At 64.7% G+C, this 24,793-nt stretch carries 21 protein-coding genes; 12 read left to right on the top strand and 9 right to left on the bottom strand.

Translation table 11 applies throughout. The features are described from left to right. Nucleotides 1–122: 122 nt before the first annotated feature. The 3 genes from JQ632_RS20380 to JQ632_RS20390 all read right to left on the bottom strand — a co-directional run bounded on the left by JQ632_RS20380 (nt 123) and on the right by JQ632_RS20390 (nt 5,423). On the bottom strand, nt 123–1,739 hold the full coding sequence (locus JQ632_RS20380; RefSeq protein WP_212404366.1) for a phosphoenolpyruvate carboxykinase: 1,617 nt from the start codon (nt 1,737–1,739) through the stop codon (nt 123–125). Nucleotides 1,740–2,013: 274 nt separating this feature from the next. Beyond that, nucleotides 2,014–4,602, bottom strand: a complete 2,589-nt coding sequence (locus JQ632_RS20385; protein WP_212404367.1) for a CHAT domain-containing tetratricopeptide repeat protein — start codon at nt 4,600–4,602, stop codon at nt 2,014–2,016. Between the two features lie 86 nt (nt 4,603–4,688). Next, entirely contained in the window at nt 4,689–5,423 is a 735-nt protein-coding gene (locus JQ632_RS20390; protein ID WP_212404368.1) for a HugZ family protein, read from the bottom strand. Nucleotides 5,424–5,644: 221 nt separating this feature from the next. Here JQ632_RS20390 and JQ632_RS20395 point away from each other — a divergent pair, with 221 nt between their 5' ends. The 5 genes from JQ632_RS20395 (at nt 5,645) to JQ632_RS20415 (ending at nt 9,644) form a co-directional block, all read left to right on the top strand. Then, nucleotides 5,645–6,346, top strand: a complete 702-nt coding sequence (locus tag JQ632_RS20395; RefSeq protein WP_027552097.1) for a response regulator transcription factor — start codon at nt 5,645–5,647, stop codon at nt 6,344–6,346. A 112-nt stretch (nt 6,347–6,458) separates the two neighbouring features. Further along, nucleotides 6,459–8,261 (top strand): sensor histidine kinase, encoded by a 1,803-nt coding sequence (locus JQ632_RS20400; RefSeq protein ID WP_212404369.1) that lies wholly within the window; start codon nt 6,459–6,461, stop codon nt 8,259–8,261. Continuing rightward, nucleotides 8,258–8,782, top strand: coding sequence for an HPr kinase/phosphorylase (locus JQ632_RS20405; protein ID WP_212404370.1), 525 nt, complete (start codon nt 8,258–8,260; stop codon nt 8,780–8,782). The genes JQ632_RS20400 and JQ632_RS20405 overlap by 4 nt, the downstream gene beginning before the upstream one ends. A gap of 134 nt (nt 8,783–8,916) precedes the next feature. Next, nucleotides 8,917–9,318: a PTS sugar transporter subunit IIA gene (locus JQ632_RS20410; RefSeq protein ID WP_024339151.1), complete on the top strand. Its 402-nt coding sequence runs from the start codon at nt 8,917–8,919 to the stop codon at nt 9,316–9,318. Then, nucleotides 9,315–9,644, top strand: a complete 330-nt coding sequence (locus JQ632_RS20415) for an HPr family phosphocarrier protein (RefSeq protein WP_212404371.1) — start codon at nt 9,315–9,317, stop codon at nt 9,642–9,644. The genes JQ632_RS20410 and JQ632_RS20415 overlap by 4 nt, the downstream gene beginning before the upstream one ends. A gap of 4 nt (nt 9,645–9,648) precedes the next feature. Here JQ632_RS20415 and JQ632_RS20420 read toward each other — a convergent pair whose 3' ends face one another. After that, nucleotides 9,649–11,274 carry a glycosyltransferase family 39 protein gene (locus JQ632_RS20420; RefSeq protein ID WP_212404372.1) on the bottom strand — a complete coding sequence of 542 codons (1,626 nt, stop codon included), beginning with the start codon at nt 11,272–11,274 and terminating at the stop codon, nt 9,649–9,651. Nucleotides 11,275–11,388: 114 nt separating this feature from the next. Here JQ632_RS20420 and lepA point away from each other — a divergent pair, with 114 nt between their 5' ends. Together lepA and JQ632_RS20430 are read left to right on the top strand one after the other, a co-directional pair. Beyond that, nucleotides 11,389–13,200: a translation elongation factor 4 gene (gene lepA, locus JQ632_RS20425; RefSeq protein WP_212404373.1), complete on the top strand. Its 1,812-nt coding sequence runs from the start codon at nt 11,389–11,391 to the stop codon at nt 13,198–13,200. 301 nt (nt 13,201–13,501) lie between these two features. Then, entirely contained in the window at nt 13,502–14,023 is a 522-nt protein-coding gene (locus tag JQ632_RS20430) for a hypothetical protein (RefSeq protein WP_212404374.1), read from the top strand. A 116-nt stretch (nt 14,024–14,139) separates the two neighbouring features. Here the strand turns inward: JQ632_RS20430 and JQ632_RS20435 are convergent, their stop codons facing one another. After that, nucleotides 14,140–14,586: an isoprenylcysteine carboxylmethyltransferase family protein gene (locus JQ632_RS20435; RefSeq protein WP_212404375.1), complete on the bottom strand. Its 447-nt coding sequence runs from the start codon at nt 14,584–14,586 to the stop codon at nt 14,140–14,142. Between JQ632_RS20435 and JQ632_RS20440 the strand changes: the two genes are divergently transcribed. From JQ632_RS20440 to JQ632_RS20450, 3 genes are all read left to right on the top strand, one after another. Beyond that, the gene (locus JQ632_RS20440; protein WP_212404376.1) at nt 14,585–14,764 is read left to right on the top strand and encodes a hypothetical protein; all 180 of its coding nucleotides are present in this window, start codon (nt 14,585–14,587) and stop codon (nt 14,762–14,764) included. The genes JQ632_RS20435 and JQ632_RS20440 overlap by 2 nt on opposite strands. 93 nt (nt 14,765–14,857) lie before the next feature. Then, nucleotides 14,858–16,078, top strand: a complete 1,221-nt coding sequence (locus JQ632_RS20445) for an MFS transporter (protein ID WP_212404377.1) — start codon at nt 14,858–14,860, stop codon at nt 16,076–16,078. A gap of 11 nt (nt 16,079–16,089) precedes the next feature. Next, entirely contained in the window at nt 16,090–17,250 is a 1,161-nt protein-coding gene (locus JQ632_RS20450; protein WP_212404378.1) for an acyl-CoA dehydrogenase family protein, read from the top strand. Nucleotides 17,251–17,486: 236 nt separating this feature from the next. On the opposite strand, the gene JQ632_RS20455 is transcribed toward JQ632_RS20450, so the two are convergent. From JQ632_RS20455 to JQ632_RS20470, 4 genes are all read right to left on the bottom strand, one after another. After that, nucleotides 17,487–18,599 (bottom strand): DUF2652 domain-containing protein, encoded by a 1,113-nt coding sequence (locus JQ632_RS20455; RefSeq protein WP_212404379.1) that lies wholly within the window; start codon nt 18,597–18,599, stop codon nt 17,487–17,489. A 287-nt stretch (nt 18,600–18,886) separates the two neighbouring features. After that, nucleotides 18,887–19,630: an RDD family protein gene (locus JQ632_RS20460; protein WP_212404380.1), complete on the bottom strand. Its 744-nt coding sequence runs from the start codon at nt 19,628–19,630 to the stop codon at nt 18,887–18,889. Nucleotides 19,631–19,711: 81 nt separating this feature from the next. Next, nucleotides 19,712–21,925 carry an EAL domain-containing protein gene (locus JQ632_RS20465; RefSeq protein WP_312015635.1) on the bottom strand — a complete coding sequence of 738 codons (2,214 nt, stop codon included), beginning with the start codon at nt 21,923–21,925 and terminating at the stop codon, nt 19,712–19,714. Nucleotides 21,926–22,286: 361 nt separating this feature from the next. Then, the gene (locus JQ632_RS20470; RefSeq protein ID WP_212404381.1) at nt 22,287–22,742 is read right to left on the bottom strand and encodes a L,D-transpeptidase; all 456 of its coding nucleotides are present in this window, start codon (nt 22,740–22,742) and stop codon (nt 22,287–22,289) included. A gap of 134 nt (nt 22,743–22,876) precedes the next feature. Here JQ632_RS20470 and mepA point away from each other — a divergent pair, with 134 nt between their 5' ends. Together mepA and modA are read left to right on the top strand one after the other, a co-directional pair. Continuing rightward, complete coding sequence (gene mepA / locus JQ632_RS20475; RefSeq protein ID WP_212404382.1) at nt 22,877–23,821, top strand: penicillin-insensitive murein endopeptidase; 945 nt, start codon at nt 22,877–22,879, stop codon at nt 23,819–23,821. Between the two features lie 182 nt (nt 23,822–24,003). Next, entirely contained in the window at nt 24,004–24,786 is a 783-nt protein-coding gene (modA, locus tag JQ632_RS20480; protein WP_212404383.1) for a molybdate ABC transporter substrate-binding protein, read from the top strand. Nucleotides 24,787–24,793: the final 7 nt, after the last annotated feature.

Consider the following 24,793-nt stretch of genomic DNA (forward strand, 5'->3'; position numbering starts at 1 on the left):
GTCATCGACCGGACACCACTCCGGTCAAATCGCGCCAGTCATGGCGCTCCGCGCCATGCCTGGCGCACCACAAAAAAAGGGCGGCCTCTCGGCCGCCCTTCTGTAATTCAAGCAGAACGAAGTTACTCCGCCGCGAGCTTCACGTCGGGCGCTGCGGCGCGCACTTCGGCGTCGACCTGGGCTTCGAACTTGGCAAAGTTCTTCTGGAACATGCCGACCAGCGCGCGCGCGGTCTTGTCGAACTCGTCCTTGTCCTTCCAGGTGTTGACCGGATTGAGGATCTCGCTCGGCACGCCCGGCAGCGCGGTCGGCACTGCGAAGCCGAAATATTTGTCGGTGCGGAATTCGACGTTGCGCAAGCTGCCGTCGAGCGCGGCGGTGAGCAGCGCGCGCGTCACCTTGATCGGCATGCGCGAGCCGACACCATACTTGCCGCCGGTCCAGCCGGTGTTGACCAGCCAGCAGTCGACATTGTGCTGGGCGATGAGGTCGCGCAGCATGTTGCCGTAGACGGATGGATCGAGCGGCAGGAACGGCGAGCCGAAGCAGGTCGAGAACTCGGGCTGCGGCTCGTTGCCGAGACCGCGCTCGGTGCCGGCGACCTTCGCGGTGTAGCCGGACAGGAAGTGATACATCGCCTGCGCCGGCGTGAGTTTTGCGATCGGCGGCAACACGCCGAATGCGTCGGCGGCGAGCATTACGACGTTCTTTGGCTGCGGCGCGCGGCCGGTGCGCGAAGCGTTCGGAATGAAATCGAGCGGATAGGCCGAGCGGGTGTTCTCGGTCTTGGAGCCGTCATCGAAGTCGACGACACGGGTGTCTTCGTTGAGCACGCAGTTCTCGAGCACGGCGCCGAAGCGGGTGGACGCAGCGTAGATCTGCGGCTCGGCTTCCTGCGACAGCTTGATGCACTTGGCGTAGCAACCGCCTTCGAAATTGAATACGCCGTTCGGGCCCCAGCCGTGCTCGTCATCGCCGATCAGCGTGCGGTTCGGATCGGCCGACAGCGTCGTCTTGCCGGTGCCGGAGAGGCCGAAGAAGATTGCGGCATCGCCCTTCGCGCCGACATTGGCCGAGCAGTGCATCGGCATCACGCCGCGCTCGGGCAGATAATAGTTCAGCGTGGTGAAGACCGACTTCTTCATCTCGCCGGCGTAATAGGACCCGCCAATCAGGACGATCTTGCGGGCGAAATCGATGGCGACGACGTTCTCCGAACGCACGCCGTGGCGTTTCGGATCGGCGCGGAAGCTCGGCATGTCGATGATGGTGAGCTCGGGCACGAAGGTCGACAGCTCGATCGCCTCGGGGCGGATCAGCAGCGTGCGGATGAACAGCGAGTGCCAGGCGAGCTCGGTGAAGACGCGCGTCTTGATCCGGTAGGCCGGATCGGCGCCGCCGTAGAGATCCTGCGCGAACAGGCTCTTGCCTTCGGCATGCTTGAGGAAGTCCTGATAGAGCGCTTCGAACTGCTCCGACGTGATCGACTGGTTGCCGGCCCACCACATCTTCTTGTCGGTGGTGGCGTCACGCACCGTGAACTTGTCCTTCGGGCTGCGGCCGGTGAACTCACCGGTGTCGGCGCAGAGTGCGCCGTCGGCCGAGAGCACCGCTTCACCGGCGGAGAGCGAGTATTGATAGAGCTGTGGTGCGCCGAGGTTCCAATGAACCTGCTTGAGATTCTTTAAGCCGAATTTGTCGGCGCCGAAGGCACCGTTGCGCACGCCCGTCTCTTGCACGAAAAATCCTCCTCGAACCCGCGTCACTGGCGCAACTTAGTGGAGCGCCTTCCCTCGCGGCGGCCGTTAATCATCAGGCCATCCGGCCTTGCGGCTGAACGACCTAATACTGTTGAACGCGGACCTTGCCAAGCTGATCCAGCAGGATTTGGTTTATTCAAGGACCGCGCCAATCGTCGCGCTCAAGGGCCCGCAAATTTCGTTGGCAAATATGCGATGATCGCGCAACCAAATCGACTCAAGCGAAGTTATTGCGACGCAATATCGCATCATCCTACCGCACTGCGCCTTCGCCGATCAGCGCGAAGGGGGCCCAGATCGCCGGATAGGCGTTTCGCGGCGACGAGGGATCGTCGAGATAAGTTAACATCGCGCGCCGCAGCGCCTCGGCTCGACCGATGTTTGCTTCGCTTTTGAGCAGATCGAAAGTCGATGTGGTCAGACGCGTGGCAGCCTCCGAATCAACCGCCCAATGCGAGACCAGCAGCGCGCGTGCACCGGCATAGAAGAACGAGCGCGCCAGACCCGACAGCGCTTCGGCGCCGGGCTTGTCGCCGGCAATCGTGTTGCAGGCCGACAGCACCACCCAATCGGCATTGAGCTTGAGCTGCGCGACTTCGCTCGCGGTGAGCAGACCGTCGTCGAGCTCGGACGGCTGGTCGGGAATCGACAAGGCGAGTGATGGTTCACCGACGCCTTTGACGTCCCCGGCGACGAGACCGTGGGTCGCGAAATAGATGATGCCGTACTGCGCGAGCGGCGTGCGCTTGAGCACGGTTTCGCTGGCGTCGCGGCCAAGATGAATGTCGGCATCGGCAGCGCCGACGTCCTTCGCGACCGAGGTCAGTTCGTCCGCGGTGTCGGGCAGTTGCGGCAGGGCTTGTGCAAGCCGCGCGCGATCGACGCCGGCACCGCGCCAGAAATCCGTGTAGGCGATCGTCGCCACGCCGCGCGCAGCAACCTTGCCGGTGGCGCGCCGGTCTGCCGGTGCCTGCTGCGTCGGATTGAACAAGGGATCGCCAAAACCGGTCATCGGCTTGACGCTCTGATCCCTGCGCGCAAAGGCGCGCAACGATTTCAGGCTCACGACCGAAGGCAGCACCGAGACCGCCTGACGCCGCAACAGCCAGGCGGCGTTGCGATAGCCGTCGAGCGTATCAGGCACGGCCGCTTGCGGCTTCTCGGTGACCAGCAGATGGAACGGCAGCGCCGTCAGCGCGCCGGAGGGCACAACGAGCAGGCTGCGCTTGTCCTTGGTCAGCGTCTCCACGGGGCCGAGCAGACTGACGTAGAGATCGTTGGCAACAGCGAGATCGAACAGACCCGATTTTCCGGATGCATCGCGCGCCTTGCCGACGTCGAGACCCTTGCGAAAGGAAGCGACCTTCTGCGCGAGCGCATCGGCACCGATCGGAAGCTTCTTCCAGTCGACGCCCTCGCGCGTGATCGCGACGACGTAGCTTTCCTTGTCGACCACGGAATAGATCGCCATCGCCTCGTCAGCCGACAGCAGCGCCTGGATTTCCTTCACTTGCAGCGGCAGCGGATTGGAGAGCAGCGCATAGTCCGGGAATTCGACGGCGAGCGCCTTTTGCAGGCCAGTGCGTTCGCCCGCAATGGCGGCGATGCGCTGCCGGCTGCGCTGCTCGGCCGCGCTATCGCGCTGCGCCGCCGGTTTCGAGACCGCGGCGACAATCGCCTTGTCGAGCGACTCGGCCTCTGCGGAGAGATCCTGATCCTTGCGCACGAGTTCGGCGAGCCGGTCGCTGCCGGCGGCGAGGCGCACGGCGAGCTTGTTCACGGCTGACGCGGCGGAGGATTGCGTGCCGCGCTGGGTCGCGGCGAGCGCATCGTCGAGCGCCCTGTCGCCGGCCAGCAATTGCTGCTGCCGCGCGGCGAACAACACGGGCAGAACGACGCGGAGCTGCGCGCGGTTGGTGGCGAGCGTCTTCTGCACCAATGGCAGCGCATCCGCCGTGCGTCCCGAGATTTGCAGGAAATAGGCAAGATTGCTGGTCGAGGTCACGGCATCGGGATTGTCAGGACCAAGCGCGCGCTCACGAATCGATAGCGCCCGGCGATAGAGCGGCTCGGCGTCCGCATAGCGCTGCTGGTGCTCGTAGAGCCCGGCGAGATTATTGAGGGAACGCGCGACGTCGGGATGATCTGCGCCCAACACCTTTTCGCGGATCGCGAGCGAGCGTTTGATCGGGGCTTCCGCATCGGCATCGCGGTTGAGATCGCGATAGACCTGGCCGAGATTGTTCAGGACGGTAGCGACCGCGGGATGTTCGGGGCCGCCGACCTTCTGGTAGATCACGAGCGCCCGCTGGAACAGCGGCTCGGCATCCGCGTAGCGTTCCTGCTTCACATAGTTCGTGGCGAGATTGTTGAGGGACTGGCCGACATCGGGATGCTCGCGGGACAGCGCCCTCTCGCGCATGGCGAGCGCACGCTTGAACAGCGGCTCGGCTTCGGCAAAGCGGCTCTGCCGCTGATAGAGTGCCCCGAGATTGGTCAGCAGCGGCGCAATCTCGGCGCTGTCGAGACCGAGGGATTTTTCCATCAGCGGGATGGCGCGCTTGTAGAGCGCCTCTGCCTGGTCGTCGTGGCCCTGAGCGGCGTAGATCTGGGCGAGGTTGTTCAGCGCGCCCGCGAGGTCACGGGCGTTATTGGTCTTCTCGAGGTTCGCGACCATGGCGAGCGCGAGCGGCAGCGCTTCGGAATATTTGCCGGCGCGGCTGAGCTCGTTGATCTTCGCGCTCTGTGCGGAGAGATTTTGTGCAAGCGCCGGCACGGAAAGACAGGCACTCGCCGCGAGCGCCAGACCTGCGACCAGCGCCAATCGATTACGTCTTGTCATAAAGCCTCTCACTGCGACCTCTGGGCATAGGTCGCAGCGATCATCGCTGCCGTTCAACTCTCGGCGCGGTGACTACGCCTTGATCATCAGGTCTTGGCGCGTGCCTCGCCCGCCAGCCTGACCAGCATTTTGCGCAGCTCGGTTCCGTTTGTGACCCGCTCAGGAAACGCGAGCCGGAGCACGGCCTGGCCCGACTGCATATCCATACCCTCGGGATCGCAGCCGGTGCAGCGCCAGTCGCCCTCGGCCGCGCCGAGCAGTTTTGTGGCGTAGAGGTTCATGGTGTCGCGATGATCAGCATTCATGTGCTCGACCGCGCCCGCCTCGGCCTCCAGCAGGTCCGCGGCCCCCGCCAAATCCGTCAAGAACCGCTCCGGCTTGAGGTCCACGATCCGGCCGAAGCCGGCGACCAGATGGGTTCCCGTCGGGATGATCCGGAAGAACGAGAAATCCTTAAATGAAACAAAGTCTTCGGCCGACGGATGGGCGGCGAGGTAGCGCCGGCGCACGAGTTCCAAATCCCCTTCCTCCGCCACCTCGGCACAGCCGGACAGCATGATCCGCGCGCCCTCCAGCGGATCGCCCGGCGCCCGCTCGTCGAGCATCAGGGACACCCGGCTGTCGGCCAGGATGTTCTTGGTATGGATGGCCAGACGCGAGATCAAAAGGATGGGCGAGCCGTCCGGGTGGCTCGCAAGATTGACCAGGGAACAATAGGGATCGCCGTTGCCGGCCATGAGCGTCGCCACGGCGCCCTGCCGGGAGCGCCTGAGCAGCGATTTGGCGAGCATTCCGGGGTCGAATTCGGGGGTCGGTTGCATCGGATATCTCTAGGTATATGGTTGCGCTGCGGGCCTTTTGTCCGTAAACGGGGATCTCGTTATAGGTCGAAACGCGGCCGGTTTGCCGCGTTTCGTGGAACTTTGGTCACACTTCAGCCCAGCTTGCATTGCTCGGTGACACAAGTTCGAACCCTACGATATGCGGCGCACCACTGGATTGCTCGCCGTTTTAGCCACGACACCAAACGGAAAGCAGGCTCATGCCCACAATCGCTTTGGTCGACGACGACCGCAACATTCTCACATCCGTTTCGATCGCGCTGGAAGCCGAAGGCTACCGCATCATGACTTATACCGACGGCGCTTCCGCGCTCGACGGTTTTCGCACCACCCAGCCCGATCTTGCCATTCTCGACATCAAGATGCCGCGCATGGACGGCATGGAGACGCTGCGGCGGCTGCGGCAAAAATCCGACCTGCCGGTGATCTTTCTCACCTCCAAGGACGAAGAGATCGACGAGCTGTTCGGACTCAAGATGGGCGCCGACGATTTCATCCGCAAACCGTTCTCGCAGCGCCTCCTGGTCGAGCGCGTCAAGGCGGTGCTGCGCCGTTCGGCGCCGAAGGATCCGACCGCCGTGCCGAAGGAGAACGACGCCAAGGCGCTCGATCGCGGCCTGCTGCGCATGGACCCGGAGCGTCACACCTGCACCTGGAAGAACGAGCCGGTCACACTGACCGTGACCGAATTCCTGATCCTCCAGGCGCTCGCGACCCGGCCCGGCGTGGTGAAGAGCCGCAACGCGCTGATGGACGCCGCCTATGACGACCAGGTCTATGTCGACGACCGCACCATCGACAGCCACATCAAGCGGCTACGCAAGAAGTTCAAGGTCGTCGACAACGAGTTCGAGATGATCGAGACGCTGTACGGCGTCGGCTATCGCTTCAAGGAAGCCTGACGCGAGACGCCTCGGGGGCCTTCCAAGGGACTTTGCGGACTGACGTCGCCGTCGGTCTCGGCTAATATGCCGGGGAACAACCGCACGACCAGTCCTAACGCGGGCGTAAGCATTGCTTGACCGGACGCAGCCTGATGCAAACCTGAACACCGCGGACTCAGCGTCCGCGGGCGTTCTGGATCATTCGGCCGACGAAGCGCCACGGGCGAAGGGCTGGCGTCCGCTCAGCTGGTTGTCCCGCGCCGGGCAGTTCTTTTTCGCGCTCTCCTTTTCGAGCCTCACCCGCCGCATCGTCTCGCTCAACCTCGCCGGCCTCGTCGCACTGGTTGCGAGCATCCTCTACCTCTCGCAGTTCCGTGCCGGCCTGATCGACGCGCGCGCGCAGAGCCTTTTGGTGCAGGGCGAAATCATCGCTGGCGCGATTGCAGCCTCCGCGACCGTGCAGACCAACGCCATCACCATCGACCCCGACCGGCTGCTCGACCTCAAGCCGGGTGAGACCTATAGCGGCTCGGACGACTATTCGCCGCTGGATTTCCCGATCAATCCGGAGCGCGTGGCCCCTGTGCTGCGCACGCTGATCTCGCCGACCAAGACGCGCGCCCGCATCTATGATCCCAATGGCGGGCTTTTGCTCGACAGCCGCAACCTTGAGAACGTGCTGCGCTTGGACCTGCCGGCGCCGGCGGCCGCACCCGGCTTTCTCGAGCGCGGCACGATCGCGGTGCGCACCTGGCTCAACCGCGGCGACCTGCCGCTTTATCGCGAGCTCGGACCCGAGAACGGCAACGGCTATCAGGAAGTCGCCGACGCGCTCCAGGGCCAGAAGCGCAGCATGGTACGCGTCAATTCGCGCGGCGAGGTGATCGTCTCGGTCGCCGTCCCCGTGCTGCGCTCGCGCGCGATCCACGGCGCGCTGATGTTGTCCACGCAAGGCGACGACATCGACCAGATGGTCACCGCCGAACGTCTCGCGATCCTGAAGGTCGGCGGCGTCGCTGCCGCCGTCATGATCATGCTGTCGCTGCTGCTCGCGAGCACGATCGCGGGTCCGGTGCGGCGGCTCGCCGACAGCGCCGAGCGCGTCCGCCGCCGCATCAAGACCCGCGTCGAGATTCCCGACTTCACCCGCCGCCGCGACGAGATCGGGCATCTGTCCGGCGCGCTGCGCGACATGACGAATGCGCTCTATAGCCGGATCGAGGCGATCGAGATGTTCGCCGCCGACGTCGCGCATGAGCTGAAGAACCCGCTGACCTCGCTACGATCAGCGGTCGAGACGTTGCCGCTGGCGCGCAACGAGACCAGCCGCGGGCGGCTGCTCGAGGTCATCGAGCACGACGTGAAGCGGCTCGACCGGCTGATCTCTGATATTTCCGATGCGAGCCGGCTCGACGCCGAATTGCAGCGCCAGGATGCGATCCCCGTCGATCTCCGGCGATTGCTGACCACGCTGACCTCTGTCGCCAACGAGACAAAACTCGGCCACGACGTCGCGGTCGAAGCCCGCTTCGAGGGCCGGAGCGCCACCGACGGCCTGTCCGTCACCGGCCATGATTCGCGTCTCGGGCAGGTGATCTCCAACCTGCTCTCCAACGCGCAGTCCTTCTCCGAGCCCGGCAACAAGGTGCGCCTGATCTGCCGCCGCGTGCGCTCCGAGATCGAGATCGTGGTCGACGACGACGGCCCCGGCATCCGCGAGGACGCGCTCGAGCGCATCTTCGAGCGCTTCTACACCGACCGCCCGCATCAGGGCTTTGGCCAGAACTCCGGCCTCGGTCTTTCCATCTCCAAGCAGATCATCGACGCACATGGCGGACGCATCTGGGCCGAGAACCGGCCGGGTCCGCTGGACGCCGACGGCGCGCCGACGGTCGCCGGCGCGCGCTTCGTGGTCAGGCTGCCGGCGCTATGAGCGAGGGCGGCGCCAGCATTCACGCCTCCGCCGTCAGGGTCGGACATCGGGCGGTGCTGATCCGCGGTCCCTCGGGTGCCGGCAAGTCGCGGCTCGCCTTCGACCTGATCGTGGCCGGGCGCACCGGGGCGATCGAAAGGACCGTTTTGGTCGGCGATGACCGTGTCCATCTGGCGACAGTCGGCGGGGAAATTGTCGTCCGCCCTGCCCCCAATCTGGCCGGCCTGATCGAGGTCCGGGGCCTCGGAATCCGCCGCTGCGACTTTGTGGAGCATGCGACGGTCGGTCTCGTGGTCGACCTGGCCGCCGACGACGCGGAACGTCTCCCCCCGCCAAAAGCTCATTTTGTGAGCATTTCCGGTGTGGAAATACCGCGAATCCCGGTGGGAGCGGGGTACCAGCCCCTCCCGCTGGTTGTTGCGGCCTTGACCACTACCAAGAGTTCATCTTCCGTTAACCCTTCCGGCGATTGTTTGAAGGGAAATGGTAACCATATGAACCCCACACTCGCGACCGAATAGACCGGCGCAGAACCCTCATCCATTCCGCTAGATTCCGGGAGATGCGCAACATCCCCTCTTGCGCGGGGGCTCTGGATGGTCAAAGTGGCGCGTTCGTGCGGCGCACCAAAGAGCGCCCGCGAGGAGTTTTTCCGATGATTGGTCTAGTACTTGTGACCCACGGGCGCCTTGCCGACGAATTCAAGGCGGCGCTTGAACATGTCATGGGCCCGCAAAAGCAAATCGAAGCGATCACGATCGGCGCCGAGGACGATTCCGACCTCTGTCGAAGCGACATCATCGAGGCGGTCAACCGCGTCGATTCCGGCGACGGCGTTGCGATCCTCACCGACATGTTCGGCGGCACGCCGTCCAACCTTGCAATATCCTGCATGAGCCGACCGAAAGTCGAAGTGCTCGCGGGCATCAACCTTCCCATGCTCGTGAAGCTCGCCAAGGTGCGCGAGGAGCGTTCGCTGCCCGACGCGATCGCGATGGCCCAGGAAGCGGGCCGCAAATACGTCACCATCGCCAGCCGCGTGCTCGCCGGCAAATGAGCGACGACGGCGCGCCACTCGCAAACCAGAGCGGGGCGGGCGTGCCCAGCGGTGCCATTTCAAAAGAGCTTCTGATCACCAACAAGCGCGGCCTGCATGCGCGCGCCTCGGCGAAATTCGTGCAGGCGGTCGAGCGCTTCAACGCGCAGGTGTGGGTGACGCGCGGCGGCGAGACCGTCGGCGGAACCTCCATCATGGGCCTGATGATGCTGGCCGCCGGCCCCGGGACCACGATCCTCGTGTCTGCCGCCGGCACTGATGCCGAAGCCGCGCTCGCGGCCATCACCGAGCTGGTCGAGAGCAAGTTCAACGAAGAAGGCGTCTAGCCGGTCATTTCGCCGGCGGCGCGATGTAGACGTTCCATGTCATCGATGGTCCCGCCTTGCCACCCGTAAAGCGGCGCGTGGTCATCACCATGCGCTCGGCATTGGGCGCGGTTTCCGAAACCCATTTCTCGAACGCAGGCAGCCTGCCGTCGGTCGGATCGAACACGCCGATGAAGCCGAGCCGTTTGACATCCTCGGGCGCGATCAAGCCGGAGTTCCAGGCTTCGTTCGGCGTGAACGGCTTTGGATGATCCGGGCTGTAGAACGCCATCGGTTGAATCGTTTCCATCGTGCCGGCAACAACCGGCCAGGCTGAAGCAAAGCGGGTGCGCCAGGCCTGCGTCAGCTCGCGCGCCAGCTCCGAGCGCGCGCCATAGGTCGCCGTATTGCCGGAGTTCGCCGCCATCTCGCGCGCAGCGATCCAGGGCGAAGCGGCAAGCGTCGCGAGCGAGAGAACGAGCCAGATCGCGGCGATGTTGAACAGGCTCGCGCGCTGCACGCGCAACGCCGGTATCGCGATCAGCGCGAGCGGCACCAGGAAGAACAGCGAGATGCCCCAGTCGGTCTTCATGTAGATCGAGAAGGCGAGCGCGCCGAGCGGCGGTCCGACCGCGACGATGATCTGGATGATCCAGACGTTCAGCGCCTGCGAGACATTGACGCCGGGATTGGCGCCGCGCGCCCAAGCCCGCGTGACGATGCGCAAGGGATCGCGCAAAAGCAGGTTCCACCACGGCGGCACAAGCGCCATGGCGAGCGCGGCGAGCGCCACCGGCAGCGCCAGCAGCGCAAAGTTATGCAAGGCATAGCCGAGCACGAGCTGGGTGACCAAATTGCGGTCGTCGAGGCTGTAGGTGTCGCCGGCATAGGTCAGCGGCACGAAATGCGCGTCCGCCAGCCAGACGAGATGCGGGACCATCGCCGCGCAAAGCGTTCCGATCGCGACCCACGGCGCGGGCGAGGCCAGAAATCGCAGACGATCGGGATGGATCAGGGCGGCAAGCGCAATCGCGCCGATCATGGTCAGCACCCAATACTTGGTCATCAGCGCCAGCGCGCCGGCGAGCCCGAGCCAGATGCCCGACTGCCAGCTTCGCTTCTCGAAGGCGTTGAGATAGGCCAGCACCACCAGCGGCAGCGTGACGAGCTGCAGGAGGTCCGGGTTGTACTTAAATCCCTTGAAATTGAAGATCGGGTAGAGCGCGACCATCACCACGACGAGGAAGGCGCGCTTGCGGTCGACGACACGGAGCGCGACGAGCCAGCAGATCACCATGCCGACGCCGACGGTCGCCATCGCGAGCGCATAGGTCGCCCAGTCCGCGGCCGGGAACAGCTTGAACCAGAGACCTGCGACCCAGCCCGACAGCGGCGGATGCTTGCCATAGCCGAGCTGAAACTTCTGGCCCCAGGCATAGGCTTCCGCGACGTCCATGTGAACGTCCTGCGCTGCCTTCAGATTGATCAGGATGAGGGTCCAGACCACCGCATGGACAAGCGCGAGCTGGATCACCAGCCACAGGCCGGTCTCGGACCGCGTGGCACGGGCGATCAGCCAGGCCGCGAGCCGGCGATAGCCGAGGGGGCTCTTGGCGCGCGTCGCGGCGGGCAGGATTTGGGTCGTCGACATCGGCCGTTGCTAGCGCGTTTTCGCACCCGGTGGAATCAGCTTGGCGTGAAGAAAGCCCCTGAAAATACAGTAATATGGTTGCCGCACGGGGATGTGAGTGGTATCCCGCGCCCCATGACGACCGCCCCCATTTCCAACATCCGCAATTTCTCCATCGTCGCCCATATCGACCATGGCAAATCGACGCTGGCCGACCGCCTGATCCAGATGACGGGTGGGCTCTCCGACCGCGAGATGGCCGGCAAGGAGCAGGTGCTCGATTCCATGGATATCGAGCGCGAGCGCGGCATTACCATCAAGGCGCAGACCGTCCGGCTGAAATACCGCGCCAAGGACGGCAAGGATTACATCTTCAACCTGATGGACACGCCCGGCCATGTCGACTTCGCCTATGAAGTCTCGCGGTCGCTGGCGGCCTGCGAAGGTTCCCTGCTGGTGGTCGACGCCAGCCAGGGCGTCGAGGCGCAGACGCTCGCCAACGTCTACCAGGCGCTCGACAACAATCACGAGATCGTGCCGGTCCTGAACAAGGTCGACCTGCCCGCCGCCGAGCCCGACAAGGTCAAGCAGCAGATCGAGGACGTGATCGGCATCGACGCCTCGGATGCGGTGATGATCTCGGCCAAGACCGGCGTCGGCGTCCCCGATGTGCTGGAAGCCATCGTCACCCGCCTGCCGCCGCCGAAGGGCGATCGCGATGCCACCTTGAAGGCGCTGCTGGTCGACAGCTGGTACGACGTCTATCTCGGCGTCGTCGTGCTCATTCGTGTCGTCGACGGCACCATGAAGAAGGGCAACCGCATCCGCATGATGGGCACGGGAGCGGCCTACGACGTCGAGCGCGTCGGCTTCTTCACACCGAAGATGGAGCAGGTCGACGAGCTCGGCCCCGGCGAGATCGGCTTCATCACCGCGGCGATCAAGGAGGTCGCCGACACCCGCGTCGGCGACACCATCACCGACGACAAGAAGCCGGTGTCCGAAATGCTGCCGGGCTTCAAGCCGGCAATCCCGGTGGTGTTCTGCGGCCTGTTCCCGGCCGATGCCAACGACTTCGAGACGTTGCGCGCGGCGATGGGAAAGCTGCGGCTGAACGACGCCAGCTTCTCCTACGAGATGGAAACCTCCGCCGCGCTCGGCTTCGGCTTCCGCTGCGGCTTCCTCGGATTGCTGCATCTGGAGATCATCCAGGAGCGGCTTTCGCGCGAGTTTGACCTCAACCTGATCGCGACCGCGCCGAGCGTGATCTACAAGATGCACCTGACCGACGGCACAGAGCTTTCGATCCACAATCCCGTCGACATGCCCGACGTGGTCAAGATCGCCGACATCGAGGAGCCGTGGATCGAAGCCACCATCCTCACGCCGGATGAATATCTCGGCAGCGTGCTGAAGCTGTGCCAGGATCGCCGCGGCGCGCAGAAGGAGCTCACTTACGTCGGCTCCCGCGCGATGGTGAAATACGATCTGCCGCTCAACGAAGTCGTGTTCGATTTCTACGACCGCCTCAAGTCGGTCTCCAAGGGCTACGCCTCGTTCGATTATCATCTGACCGACTACAAGGTCGCCGATCTCGTCAAGATGCAGATCCTGGTCAATGCCGAGCCGGTGGACGCGCTCTCGATGCTCGTGCATCGCACCCGCGCCGAGGGCCGCGGCCGCGCCATGGTCGAGAAGATGAAGGAGCTGATCCCGCCGCACATGTTCCAGATCCCGATCCAGGCGGCGATCGGCGGCAAGGTGATCGCGCGCGAGACCGTGCGCGCCCTGCGCAAGGACGTCACCGCAAAGTGCTACGGCGGCGACATCACGCGTAAGCGCAAACTTCTGGAGAAGCAGAAGGAAGGCAAGAAGAAGATGCGGCAGTTCGGCAAGGTCGACATCCCGCAGGAAGCTTTCATTGCCGCGCTGAAGGTGGATAGCTGAGGCGGGATTTGGCTAACTCGAATTGGCCGCTGGGTCGCTTCACCTCTCCCCAGCGGGAGAGGTGAACCGAGACTTCGGCTTGGTACTGCTTGAACCAGAACTCATCCCGCTCGAGGCCGGCCTGACGCTGCCGCAGCCGGTAAACAAAAACTTCGAAAACAACCCCATGCAAAGTAGCCGGTGACAGAGGCGCGACGCCACTACGGATTTTACGAAATTCGCTTGACACGTCGGGCAAATCGGTGGCATGATGCCATCATCGCCGCGCGTTGGCCGGGTGGAGTCCTGCTGGGGGACGAAGATGCATCGCTCGATCAACGTGATCGCGGCCGTAGGCCTTGCACTTGGTGGCGCCCTGGGAATGGCCGGGGCAATGGTCACGCAACCAAACGTGCAGGGAATTCTGTGGGCGATCGACGGCTCGGGACTTGTGATGGCCGCAGCGCTGCTCGCCACGAAATACTTTCGCGCAGGACATGACGTTGTCGCCGGCGGCTTTCTGGTGTTTGCCATCGGCGAGGGTGTCATCATGCTTTCGGGCCCGGCCGCAGGTGTTGCGGGCAGCATGGGGGCATTCGCCGCCGGCAGTGCTCTTTGGGCGACGGCGCTTCTCCTCATCAGCGTTCCAAAGCTGTTCGCCATGCCAATCCGAATCCTTGGTATCGTGAGCGCGGCCCTGTTTATCGTCACCGCGGCGAGAATCTTCTGGGGCGATCCGCTGCAGCCTACAGCCACCCCGTTGCCGACCTTCGCCTATCCGGTGCTGGTTGCGACCTTCGTCGGTTGGATCTGGACCCTCTGGCGGGAAGCCGACGGCAAATAGCGTTCGGCGCCTTGCCGGTGCGAAACGAGTTGTCGCCTTTCATTTGATCTTGGTCGGAGCGCGCGCCGGAATTATTAGCCGGGTACTTGCTCTCGTAGGCATAGTGCGCTGCCTGTTCACACCCAGCGTCGCACCCGAGCGACATAGTCGTCATAGGCCGCGCCGAACTGCCGGCGCATCTTGGCTTCCTCGAAGGGAATGTGCACCCAGTTGGCCGTCGCGAAGACTGCGGCGGGCGCGATCAGCATCGGCCACGCGCCGACCCACACCGCGATGCCCAGCGCGAGAAGCACGAGGCCCAGATACATCGGATTGCGGGTGAACCGGTAGGGTCCGCTGGTGACCAGTTTGCGATTGGTCGGCGACGACGGTACGATTTCGGTGCCCTCACGCCGGAAAAGGATAAGAGCCCAAACTGGCGAAACGAACGCAATGGCCACCAACGCGATTCCGAGCGGCGGAAGCGGCAGGCCCGGGAACTCCGGCCAGCCAAGCGACCAGCTCAGTGCGGCACTGAGCAGGATATAGATCAACATCCAGATCGGTGGGGGGAGCTTGAGCATGGTCGAAGCCCAACCGGATGAAACGCTCATCGTCTCATTTGCAGTCGTTGCGTCTCGCTACCGCAAGAATTTGTTCGCTTTGGGTCCATTGCGCGGGCGCGGATTCGGCGTGTCGCGAGGTGGCGTGGACCACCGCCATCTGCGCCCTACAACTCACAATCAGCTGATCACGGCATGAGAGGGATGCTGCCCATCATATTGCCCCCGCCGGGCCGATAGGCCACGATCCCCCTCGCGCACCATCAACAAGACCAACAGCGCGAGGAAACGCATGAGCAAGCCTGCTGGCTTCGACTATGGCTGGGTGATCGTCGGCGCGGGTGCGCTGATGACTTGCGTCGGTTTCGGCACGATGCTGTCGCTCGCAGTGTTTTTGCAGCCGATCTCGGAAGCGATGGGCTGGTCGCGCGCCGGTGTCTCCGCCGCCGCGACGCTGGATTTCCTCTGCATGGGCGTTGCCGCGTTCCTCTGGGGCACGCTGTCGGACCGGTTTGGCACGCGCATCGTCGTGCTCGCCGGAAGCCTCTTGTTGGGCCTCGGCCTCGTCACCGCGAGCCAGGCCGCACATCTGTGGCAGTTCCAGCTCTTCTTCGGTGTGCTGATCGGCATCGCCGCCGGCAGTTTTTACGCGCCGATGATGGCGCTCGCGAGCGCGTGGATCGAGAAAAACCGCAGCCTGGCCGTGGCGCTGGTCTCCGCCGGCATGGGCGTGTCCCCGGTGACGATCGCGCCGACCGCGAGCTGGCTGATTTCGACCTATGACTGGCGCGCCGCGATGCTGGTCATCGGGATTGCGGCATGGGTGCTGCTGATCCCCGCCTGCTTCCTGGTGCGGCCGGCGCCGCAAACCGCTAGCACCGCAAGCACCGACGCAACACCGGAGACGGAGCTGACCGCGGCGCAGGCGCTGCGCACGCCGCAATTCATCGCGCTCGCAGCCGCCCATTTCGCCTGCTGCGCCGCGCATTCCGGCCCGATCTTCCACATGGTGTCCTATGCGATGATCTGCGGCATCGCACCGCTCACCGCTGTGACGGTCTACAGCGTCGCCGGCGTATCAGGACTTGGCGGGCGCCTGCTGCTCGGCGCGCTGGCCGACCGCATCGGCGCAAAACCCGTGCTGGTCGGCGGCCTGTTCGTACAGGCGATGTGCATCGCGACCTATCTCGCGGTGGCCCAGCTTGGCGAATTCTACGCGCTCTCGGTCGTGTTCGGCCTCGCCTATGGCGGCGTGATGCCGCTCTATGCGGTGCTGGTGCGCGAGTTTTTTGGCGCACGCATCATGGGCACGGTGTTCGGCGCTGTCTCGGCCTTCGCGAGCCTCGGCATGGCGCTCGGGCCCTGGGCCGGCGGGCTCGTGTTCGACAATTTCCAGCGCTACACATGGCTGCACGTCGGCTCCTTCGCGATTGGCCTGGCCGCCGTCGCGGTGGCGCTGAGCTTCCCGTCCAAACGCGAGCGGCCGCTCGACCTCGGCCGCGCAGCGGCCTGACGAGGCAACGCATGAACCGGCCGCAAGGGGTCGATCTCGTCGAACGTGCCCGCGCTCTCGCCCCGCTGATTGCCCGCGAGGCTGACGCGATCGAGCGGACACGGCGGCTGACACAACCGGTCGTGTCAGCGCTGATCGACAACGGCCTCTACCGCGCGCTGCTGCCGCAAAGCCTGGGCGGCGTGGAGGCCGCGCCGGAAACCTTCATGCAGATACTGGAGGAGATCGCGAAGGCGGATGCGTCGACCGCGTGGTGCCTGGGGCAAAACAGCGTCTGCGCGATGAGTGCGGCCTGGCTCGATCAAGACACCGCGAACGAGATCTTCAACACCCCGCCGGGCATCCTCGCCTGGGGCGCGATCGCGCATGAGGCGCGTGCGGTCGACGGCGGCTATCGCGTCACCGCGCGCTGGGATTTTGCCTCGGGCTCGCGTCAGGCGAGTTGGCTAGGGGCCCATGTCCGCATCCTCGACGCCGACGGCACGCCGCGCAAAGCGGCCGATGGCTCGCCCGAGATCCGCACCATCCTGTTTCCGGTCGCAAGCGCGACGCTGCATGACGTCTGGGACGCGATCGGGCTCGCCGGCACCGGCACCGATTCCTATTCGGTCGACAACCTCTTCGTCCCCGCGCGGTTCACGGCGTTTCGCGACGTGACGCCGGCACTGCGCGAAAAAGGCCCGCTCTACAAGCTTGGCACCGGGGCGAGCTACAGCCTCGGCTTTGCCGCCGTGGCGCTCGGCGTGGCGCGGGCGACGCTGGATGCCGCGATCGAGCTCGCGCGCGGCAAGCATCAATCGCTCCAGGCCAAGGCGATGCGCGACAACAACGCCGTGCAGAGCTTGATCGCCCGCACCGAAGGCAATTGGCGGGCGGCGCGCGCTTATCTCTATGGAACGGCTGATACGATGTGGCGCGACCTCATCGCAACGGGTGAATTCAGCGATCCGCATCGGACTGCGGTGCGGCTTGCGTCGACCTGGACGATCCATCAATCGACCGCGGTGGTCGACGCCGCCTATCACATGGCGGGCGCCACCGCCGTGTTCCGCAGCAACCCGTTCGAGCGTCGGTTTCGCGACATGCACGCCATCGCCCAGCAGCTCCAGGCGCGCGATACGCATTTTGAGGATGTCGGGAGGGCGATCCTGTCGGCGGGCGCGCCTGACTGAGCCGGCAAAGCGCGATGAGATCAAGTTGATCTGCTGCGGCATCGGGACTTCACCTCTCCCTTTGGGAGAGGTCGGATTGCGAAGCAATCCGGGTGAGGGGTTACGATCTCAACTTCATGCAGCGCCCCTCACCCGATTTGCACTCGACGATGCTGCGCATCGCGAGGCGCAAATCGACCTCTCCCCGCTGGGGAGAGGTGAACCGAGCCCGCGGACAACCCATTCAAACAACCTGCTTAGCCCGGCGGCTGAGCCGCGACATCCTCCGCCACGACCCGCATCAGCACCTCCCGCGACGCGCGGCGGTCGCGCTCCAGCTTGCCCTTAACCAGCGGCATGGTCATGCGCGCCATCGCCTGCTTCAGCGTATTGGCGCTCTCGGGCGGCGCGCAGCGGATCGACAGATGCGTGCCACCATCGTCGAGCGCCGTGAACTCCGCGGTCTCGCGCACGACCGTGCCGAACGGGGTGTGGATGTGGTAGGTCACGTAGTCGAACGGACGCCAGTCGACGATGTCGTGCACGAACGAGCCCTTGCCGTGGGCGCAATGCTGCGTCGAACCGAGTCCGACACGGCCGGCGGAAAGGCCTGTCATGCTCATGGCGTCGATGCCCTGCTGCCAGCGCACCTTCTTGGCGACGTCCGTGACGTAGGTCCAGGCCACCGCCGGCGGCACCGGCAGGTCGCATTCGATCGATTCGAAGACCTGCGGCTCGCTTTTCTCGACCACGATGCGTCGCCCCGCGCGCCATCGCGCGAACACCGGCGCGAGATCGTAAACGAAGCAGGCGGTGTCGCCGAACTCGTCACTCGGCTCGACATGGCGCACCGTTTTCGCAAAGAATTCCGGCAAGCCAATCGCATCCGCGGCCTGCGCGGTGATCAGTGCATAGGCGCGGATGCCGGTTGCCTTGATCACCGAATTCTTCATCAGCCGGTGCAGGCGAATGACCTCGGGCCCCTGCAGCTCATTACGCCCGGCCAGCGTCTGCATGACATAGGCGCCGTGGTGCAGGAAGAATTTTAGGTCGAGCTTGTCCATGTTGCGGCAAGCGTTGCAGGTGCAGGTGGTGTTGAGCTGCATCGCCGCCAGCGTGTTGGCAAAGCTGCAATAGATGCGCTCGATGGCATCGAGCGGGAATTGCGGCTGCGGCACCTTGCTGTCGGGCAGATAGGCGAGCGCCGCATCACCCTGAAAGTTCGACAGCACGACCGGCGCCTGGATCTCCGCCAAAATGCTCTTGAACAGCGCGTCCAGCACGCCCTGCGCGTGCTCCAGCTCCGAACTGGTCAGGAACATGGTGTAGCCGGTGATGTCGGCTACCAGAAGAAAGCCCTTCTCTGCCATGGCCGCCGTCCTCTTGTCGTGACGACCCGAGATACGGGCAGTTTAGCAGAAAGTTGCAGGCCTTGACGAGGGCAGATCGGGTCGCAGGGCGAGCTACAACGAAGGAGGTGCGCTCCCTCTCCCGCTTGCGGGGGAGGGTTGGGGTTGGGGGTGTCTCCGCAATTGAGAATCCCGACGTGGAGAAAGCCCCCACCCGCCGCGCTCTTCGAGCGCCGCGACCTCCCCCGCAAGCGGGAGAGGTTGACCGAGCCCGCGGCGGGATCGATCTAACACAAAGCCGTTCGGTCCTATACGAGCACGTCCGCCTGGGCCCGGCGCGCGCCGAACAGCCGGCCGCGCCAGCCGAGGCCGATGACGACGGCAATCATCAGCAGCAGGACCACGGCCGCAGCGATGCTGATGACGCGTTCGGCGGGCGAGCAGAAATCGCGATCGAGACAGGCGCTCGACAACAGGCCGACCTGCAAGACGGCATCGAGCGTCACGAGATAGACGATGATGCCAACAGCGAGCCAGGCCAGCGTCACCAGCGTGCGCCGCAGCCGGGACGGCATGACTGCGTCGTTGACCTCTTGCCGTTCGGCGATGAACTGCCCCGCCCTCGCCTTGGCCGCGTCGCGCATCTGCACGGTGGAGCGGGTCAGGAGGTCGTGGACGGCCTGGTTGCGCCGTGTCGCCATCATGCTCACGAAGGAGTACCAGCCGAGCAGGCTCTTGATCAGGAAGCGGAGAAAAGCCTTGGCAAAGCCGACATTGCCGCCGCGGTCGTCGACCACGCGCAGATTGGTCCAGATATGCCCGAGCGTACCGCCGAAGCGCGAGACCAGCAGCGGCTCGTAGAGCAGGAGGACCGCAACCGCCGCGACGCCAAGGGCGCGGGCCGCGGTGTCGTTCCTGATATTGCTGGCCAGCGCCACGGCGCCGAACAGCACCGCCATTGCGATCATCCAGTCGAGCAGCATCCCGCGCAGACGGCGCGAGAAACGCGCATAGCGCGGCGCAGAGTCCGAGGCCGGATCAAGTGGGCTCATGGGGGTGCCAGTGCCGTTCATCCCATGATCAGACGCGCCAAGCCGGCTTCAGGTTCGATGTCCCGGCGCGAGATATCCCAGTCAGGCGACCATCGCGTCGGTTTCGTCGCCGTCCACACCGCGCTGCGCCCTGAGCAAGCTGACGATCTCGATATTGGGGCGCGCCTTGCTGAACAGAAAACCCTGGCCTTCGTCGCAGCCCTCGGCGCGGAGGCAGCTCAGCTCGGCCTCGGTCTCGACGCCTTCGGCGGTAATGGTCACGCCGAGGCCGTTGCCGAGGCTGATGATCGAACGGATAATCGCCTGCGCCTCGCGGTTGGCGCCGAGATCGCGCACGAAGGACTGGTCGACCTTGATCTTGTCGAAGGGGAAGCTGCGCAGATAGCTCAGGGACGAATAGCCGGTGCCAAAATCGTCCATCGAGATCCGCACGCCCAGCGCGCGCAGCGCGTGCAGCGTCGCCAGCACCTGCGCGCTCTTCTCCAGCAGCAGGGTCTCGGTGATCTCGAGCTCGAGCCGGCGCGCCGGCAGGCCGGACTGTTTGAGCGTGTCGGTCACGACCGACAGGAGATTGCCGCTGTGGACCTGCAATGGCGACAGGTTCACGGCGACGCGGACGTCGTCCGGCCATTGCGCCGCGTCGCGGCAGGCGCTGCGCAGCATCAGCCCGCCGATCGCATTGATCAGCCCGGTCTCTTCCGCCACGGGAATGAACTCGCCCGGCGAGATCATGCCGCGCTCGGGGTGCGGCCAGCGTACCAGCGCCTCGAAGCCGGTGATGCGTCCGCTCGAAAGATCGACCAGCGGCTGGTAATACGGCCGCAGCACGTCGTTCTGGATCGCGTCGCGCAGCTCGACCTCGATCTTGCGCCGGCTCTGCGCCCTGGCGTCGAGCGCGGCTTCGAAGAACGAGAAGGTGCCGCGCGAATCGATCTTGGCGCGCGACAGCGCCATGTCGGCGCTCTTCAACAGCTTTTCGGAATCGTCGCCGTCGGAGGGCGCCATCGCGATGCCGATGGAGGCACCGATCACGACGGAATGGCCGTCGAGCAGATAGGGATCGGCGATCGCCTCCAGAATCCGCTTCGCCAGCCCCACGGCGTCTTCCGGCCGCGTCAGCCCGCTCTGGACGATCGCAAACTCGTCGGAGTTGAGCCGCGCCAGCGCGTCTTCCTCGCGCAAGGTCGAACGCAGCCGCTTGGCGACGCCGCGGAGCAGCTTGTCGCCGACCGCGTGGCCCAGCGTGTCGTTGACCGCCTTGAAATTGTCCAGTCCCAGCATCAGCACCGCGACCTTCTCGGAGCTGCGGCGGGTGTGCAGCAGCATCTCCTCCATGGTCTGGCGCAGCAGGTTGCGGTTCGGCAGGCCGGTGAGACCGTCATGCTGAGCCATGAAGGCGAGCCGCGCCTCGGCGCGCTTGCGTTCGGTGATGTCCATCAGCGCCAGCAGCATGGCGGGCCGCTCGGCATAGACGAGCTCGCGGGAATAGATCGCAAGATCGATCAGCGTGCCGTCGGCCCTGACGTGCTTCCAGGTGCGCGCCGCCCGCTCCTCGACGGTCGGATCGGTGGTCCAGGGCGGCTCGCTCTCGAAGGCCTGCAAGGACCGGATGGTGAGCCTTTCGAAATCGGCGCGGCTATAGCCGTAATGCGCGACCGCGGCGTCGTTGACGCCGAGGATGCGTTCGTCGTCCAGCGCGCAGACGATCATGGGAACGGGATTGCCGTCGAACAGCAGGCGGAACGAGGCCTCGCGCTGCTTCAATTCGGTGATGTCGACGCGCAGGCCGACGACACCGCCGTCATCGGTCAGCCGCTCCTCGATCAGGACGACGCGGCCGTCGGACAGTTTTTGCTCGTGCCGCTCGCCGGGCTGATAGAGTTTTTGCAGCCGCTCGGCGATCCATTCGTCCTCGTGGCCGGCGGCCTCGGGGTAATCGCCGCGCGCGACGCCGATGCGCAGCGTGTCTTCGAGGCGCGCGCCGTGGGCGAACAGATCGGCGGTCTTGCTGTAGATCTCGGCGTATTTCTTGTTCCAGAGAACGTAGCGGCCCTCGGGATCGAGAAATACGATGCCCTGCGGCAGCAGATCGATGGCCTGGCGCAGCCGCTCGTGCGATTTGCGCGCATCGGCAATCGCAGCTTCAGCTTCTGCGCGGCTCTGGATCAGCGCGTCGATCTCGACGGGAGAGCTGCTGGTGTCGGCAACCTGCTGCGCAGCCTTGCGCGGCCGTCCGGCCGCCCAGGCGAGCGACCTCCGCTTTCGTTTCTTTACTTTTCTTGCGCCTAAACTCAACTTCAGCCGTCCCACTCGCGCCCAGCGGCGCAAGTTGTCCGACAAGTCTCTGAAAAAACAGTAATCTCGGGCACACCGAGGCTTGCGTCATTGCGGAATGTGGACACCGAGTGCGCTTTCGCGCCTATTTGCCGGGCGCGGCGCACGGAGCTGGCGCTTCAGGCATATTCGACAGGTCGCTAACGGAGAGGGATGTGCCGTAATATTGCGCGCGGCCATGAATGATTTCGAGCGCCGAGGAATCATTGCATGCAAGCCGCGGATACTCCCGCACGAACGCACGAATTTTGGTCAATACGCGGCAGGGTTATCGCAGCGTTAAGAACGGAGCGCGGGAGATCGCGCGACTGCGACTTTCGACTCAGTTTGTGATCTGGATCGTGGTGTTGCGCGGCCCTTCGCGGCTGACCAGCGCGAACAGGGTCGCGGCATGCGCGGGGTGCAGTCTGACGCAGCCATGCGAGGCCGGGCCGCCGAGCCGCGAAATGTCTGATGTGCCGTGGATGGCAAAGCCGTAATAGAAGAAGATCGCATGCGGCATCGGTGAATTGTAGTATTTGCGCGAGAAGTGGCGCCGCATCATCGCCTGCGGATGAAAGGTGCCGTTCGGCGTGCCGTAGCCGCTGCGTCCCGTGGAGACCGGCCAGTTGTAGCGCGGCGAGCCATCGACGCTGACCGCCATGCGTTGCGACGATTTGTCGATCTGAACCCTGACGTCGGCCCTGACGGGCGTCGCCGCAAACCCGGCCAGGACGCATGCGCCCAAAATTGCGCCCAAGACCGCCCGGCTCGCGAGCCGTGCTGAAAACCCCGCCATTGCAAAAGCCCCGCAGCTTTCTATCGGCCGCATGATTCGCTGCAGAGCGGCCACTGTAAAGACGCTGTGAGGTTTGCGCGTTCGAAAGCCTAATTCTTAACCTTTAAGCGCGGTTGGGTTATAAGGTGAGCAGCATGAGTCCCCGCCGCATCGCCCCTCTCCTGCTTCTGTTCGCGCTCCTGCATGCCGGCGTCGCGCTGGCGCAGGACAAGGGCAGCGTGAATCCAAAACCGCTGCCGCCGCTCGCCCACCCCAACGATCCCAAGCTCGGCGCCAAAGAGCTGTTCGCACGAAAATTGCTGCCGTCGATGGGACCGGCGCATGTGATCGGCTCCTACGTCAAGGGCTGCCTCGGCGGCGCCGAGCGGATGCCGATCAACGGCGACGATTGGCAGGTCATGCGTCTGTCGCGCAATCGCAACTGGGGACACCCGGACATGATCGCGTTGATCAAGCGGCTTGCGGTCAAGGCGCACAAGGACGCCGGCTGGCCCGGCATTCTGGTCGGCGACATCGCCCAGCCGCGCGGCGGGCCGGCGCTGTCAGGCCATGCCAGCCATCAGATCGGGCTGGATGCCGACATCTGGCTGACGCCGATGCCGGACCGGCGGCTGTCGCGCGAAGAGCGCGAGGAGACCTCGGCTGTGATGATGGTGCGCGAGGACCGGCTCGACATCGATCCAAAAGTTTTCACGGCGGGTCATGTGCTGGTGCTGCGCGACGCCGCGCAAGAGCCGGCGGTGCAGCGCATCTTCGTCAATGCCGCGATCAAGAAGGCGCTGTGCCGCGAGGCCAAAGGCGACCGAAGCTGGCTGGCAAAAATCCGCCCCTGGTGGGGCCATGATTATCACTTCCACATCCGCATACGCTGCCCGGCGGGCGCCGGGGAATGCGAAGGCCAGCCATCGCAATCCGAGGACGAGGGCTGCAAGCCGGCCGACCTCGCCTACTGGTTCACCGATGCGGTGCTGCACCCAAAACCCCCGCCGACGCCGCCAAAGCCAAAACCGCCGATGACGCTGGCGCAGATGCCGGCCGCCTGCAAGGCCGTGCTGCACGCAGCCGACGCCAAGCCTTGAGGCGGATCAGGGCTTTGACCTGATGGTCCGGCCTGTTATGGTCGGTTCCGCGATATCCCGATCGACCGTAAGTCGGTTCGGGCATACCGGAACAGCGCTTCCGCCGATCGCATCCTGTCTTCAACCAACGCCGTCACGCGCGTGTCACAGATCGCGCCTGTACGCGCGCATGGAGCGCTCTGATGTCCCGCCTGTCCGCCATTTTCGCCGCCTTCGTCGTTCTGCTCGCCGCCTCGTCATCCGCCGCCGCACAGGACAAGACCATCACCGTGTTCGCCGCCGCCTCGATGAAGAACGCGCTCGACGAGATCGACGCCGCCTATACCGCGAAGACCGGCGTCAAATTCACGGTAAGCTACGCCGCAAGCTCCGCGCTCGCCAAGCAGATCGAGCAGGGCGCGCCGGCCGACGTGTTCATCTCCGCTGACACCGACTGGATGGACTATGCGATCTCCAAAAAAACCATCAACGAGCCGAGCCGCGTCAACCTGCTCGGCAACAGCATCGTGCTTATTGCGCCGAAGGATTCGAAAATCGACAACGTCGCCATTGGCCCCGGCTTCGATCTCGCAAAGCTCGCCGGCGACGGCAGGATCGCGACCGGCGACGTCAAGTCGGTGCCGGTCGGGAAATACGCCAAGGCCGCGCTGGAAAAACTCGGCGCCTGGCAGGCGGCCGAGCCGAAATTCGCGATGGCCGAGAGCGTGCGCGCCGCGCTGACGCTGGTGGCGCGCGGCGAAGCCCCGCTCGGCATCGTCTATTCGACCGATGCCAAGGTCGAGCCCGGCGTAAAAATCGTCGGCACGTTCCCGGCGGAGTCGCATCCCGCGATCATCTATCCGGTCGCCGCGACCGCGACGGCCAAGCCGGAGACCAACGACTATCTCGCCTTCCTGCGCTCCACCGGAGCCAAGACCATTTTGGAAAAATACGGTTTCAAGTTCCTGGTCAGCCCCACGACTTGATATTTGG

Origin of the sequence: Bradyrhizobium liaoningense (genome assembly GCF_018130955.1) — a bacterium.
In the GTDB taxonomy this organism is placed as follows: domain Bacteria; phylum Pseudomonadota; class Alphaproteobacteria; order Rhizobiales; family Xanthobacteraceae; genus Bradyrhizobium; species Bradyrhizobium liaoningense_C.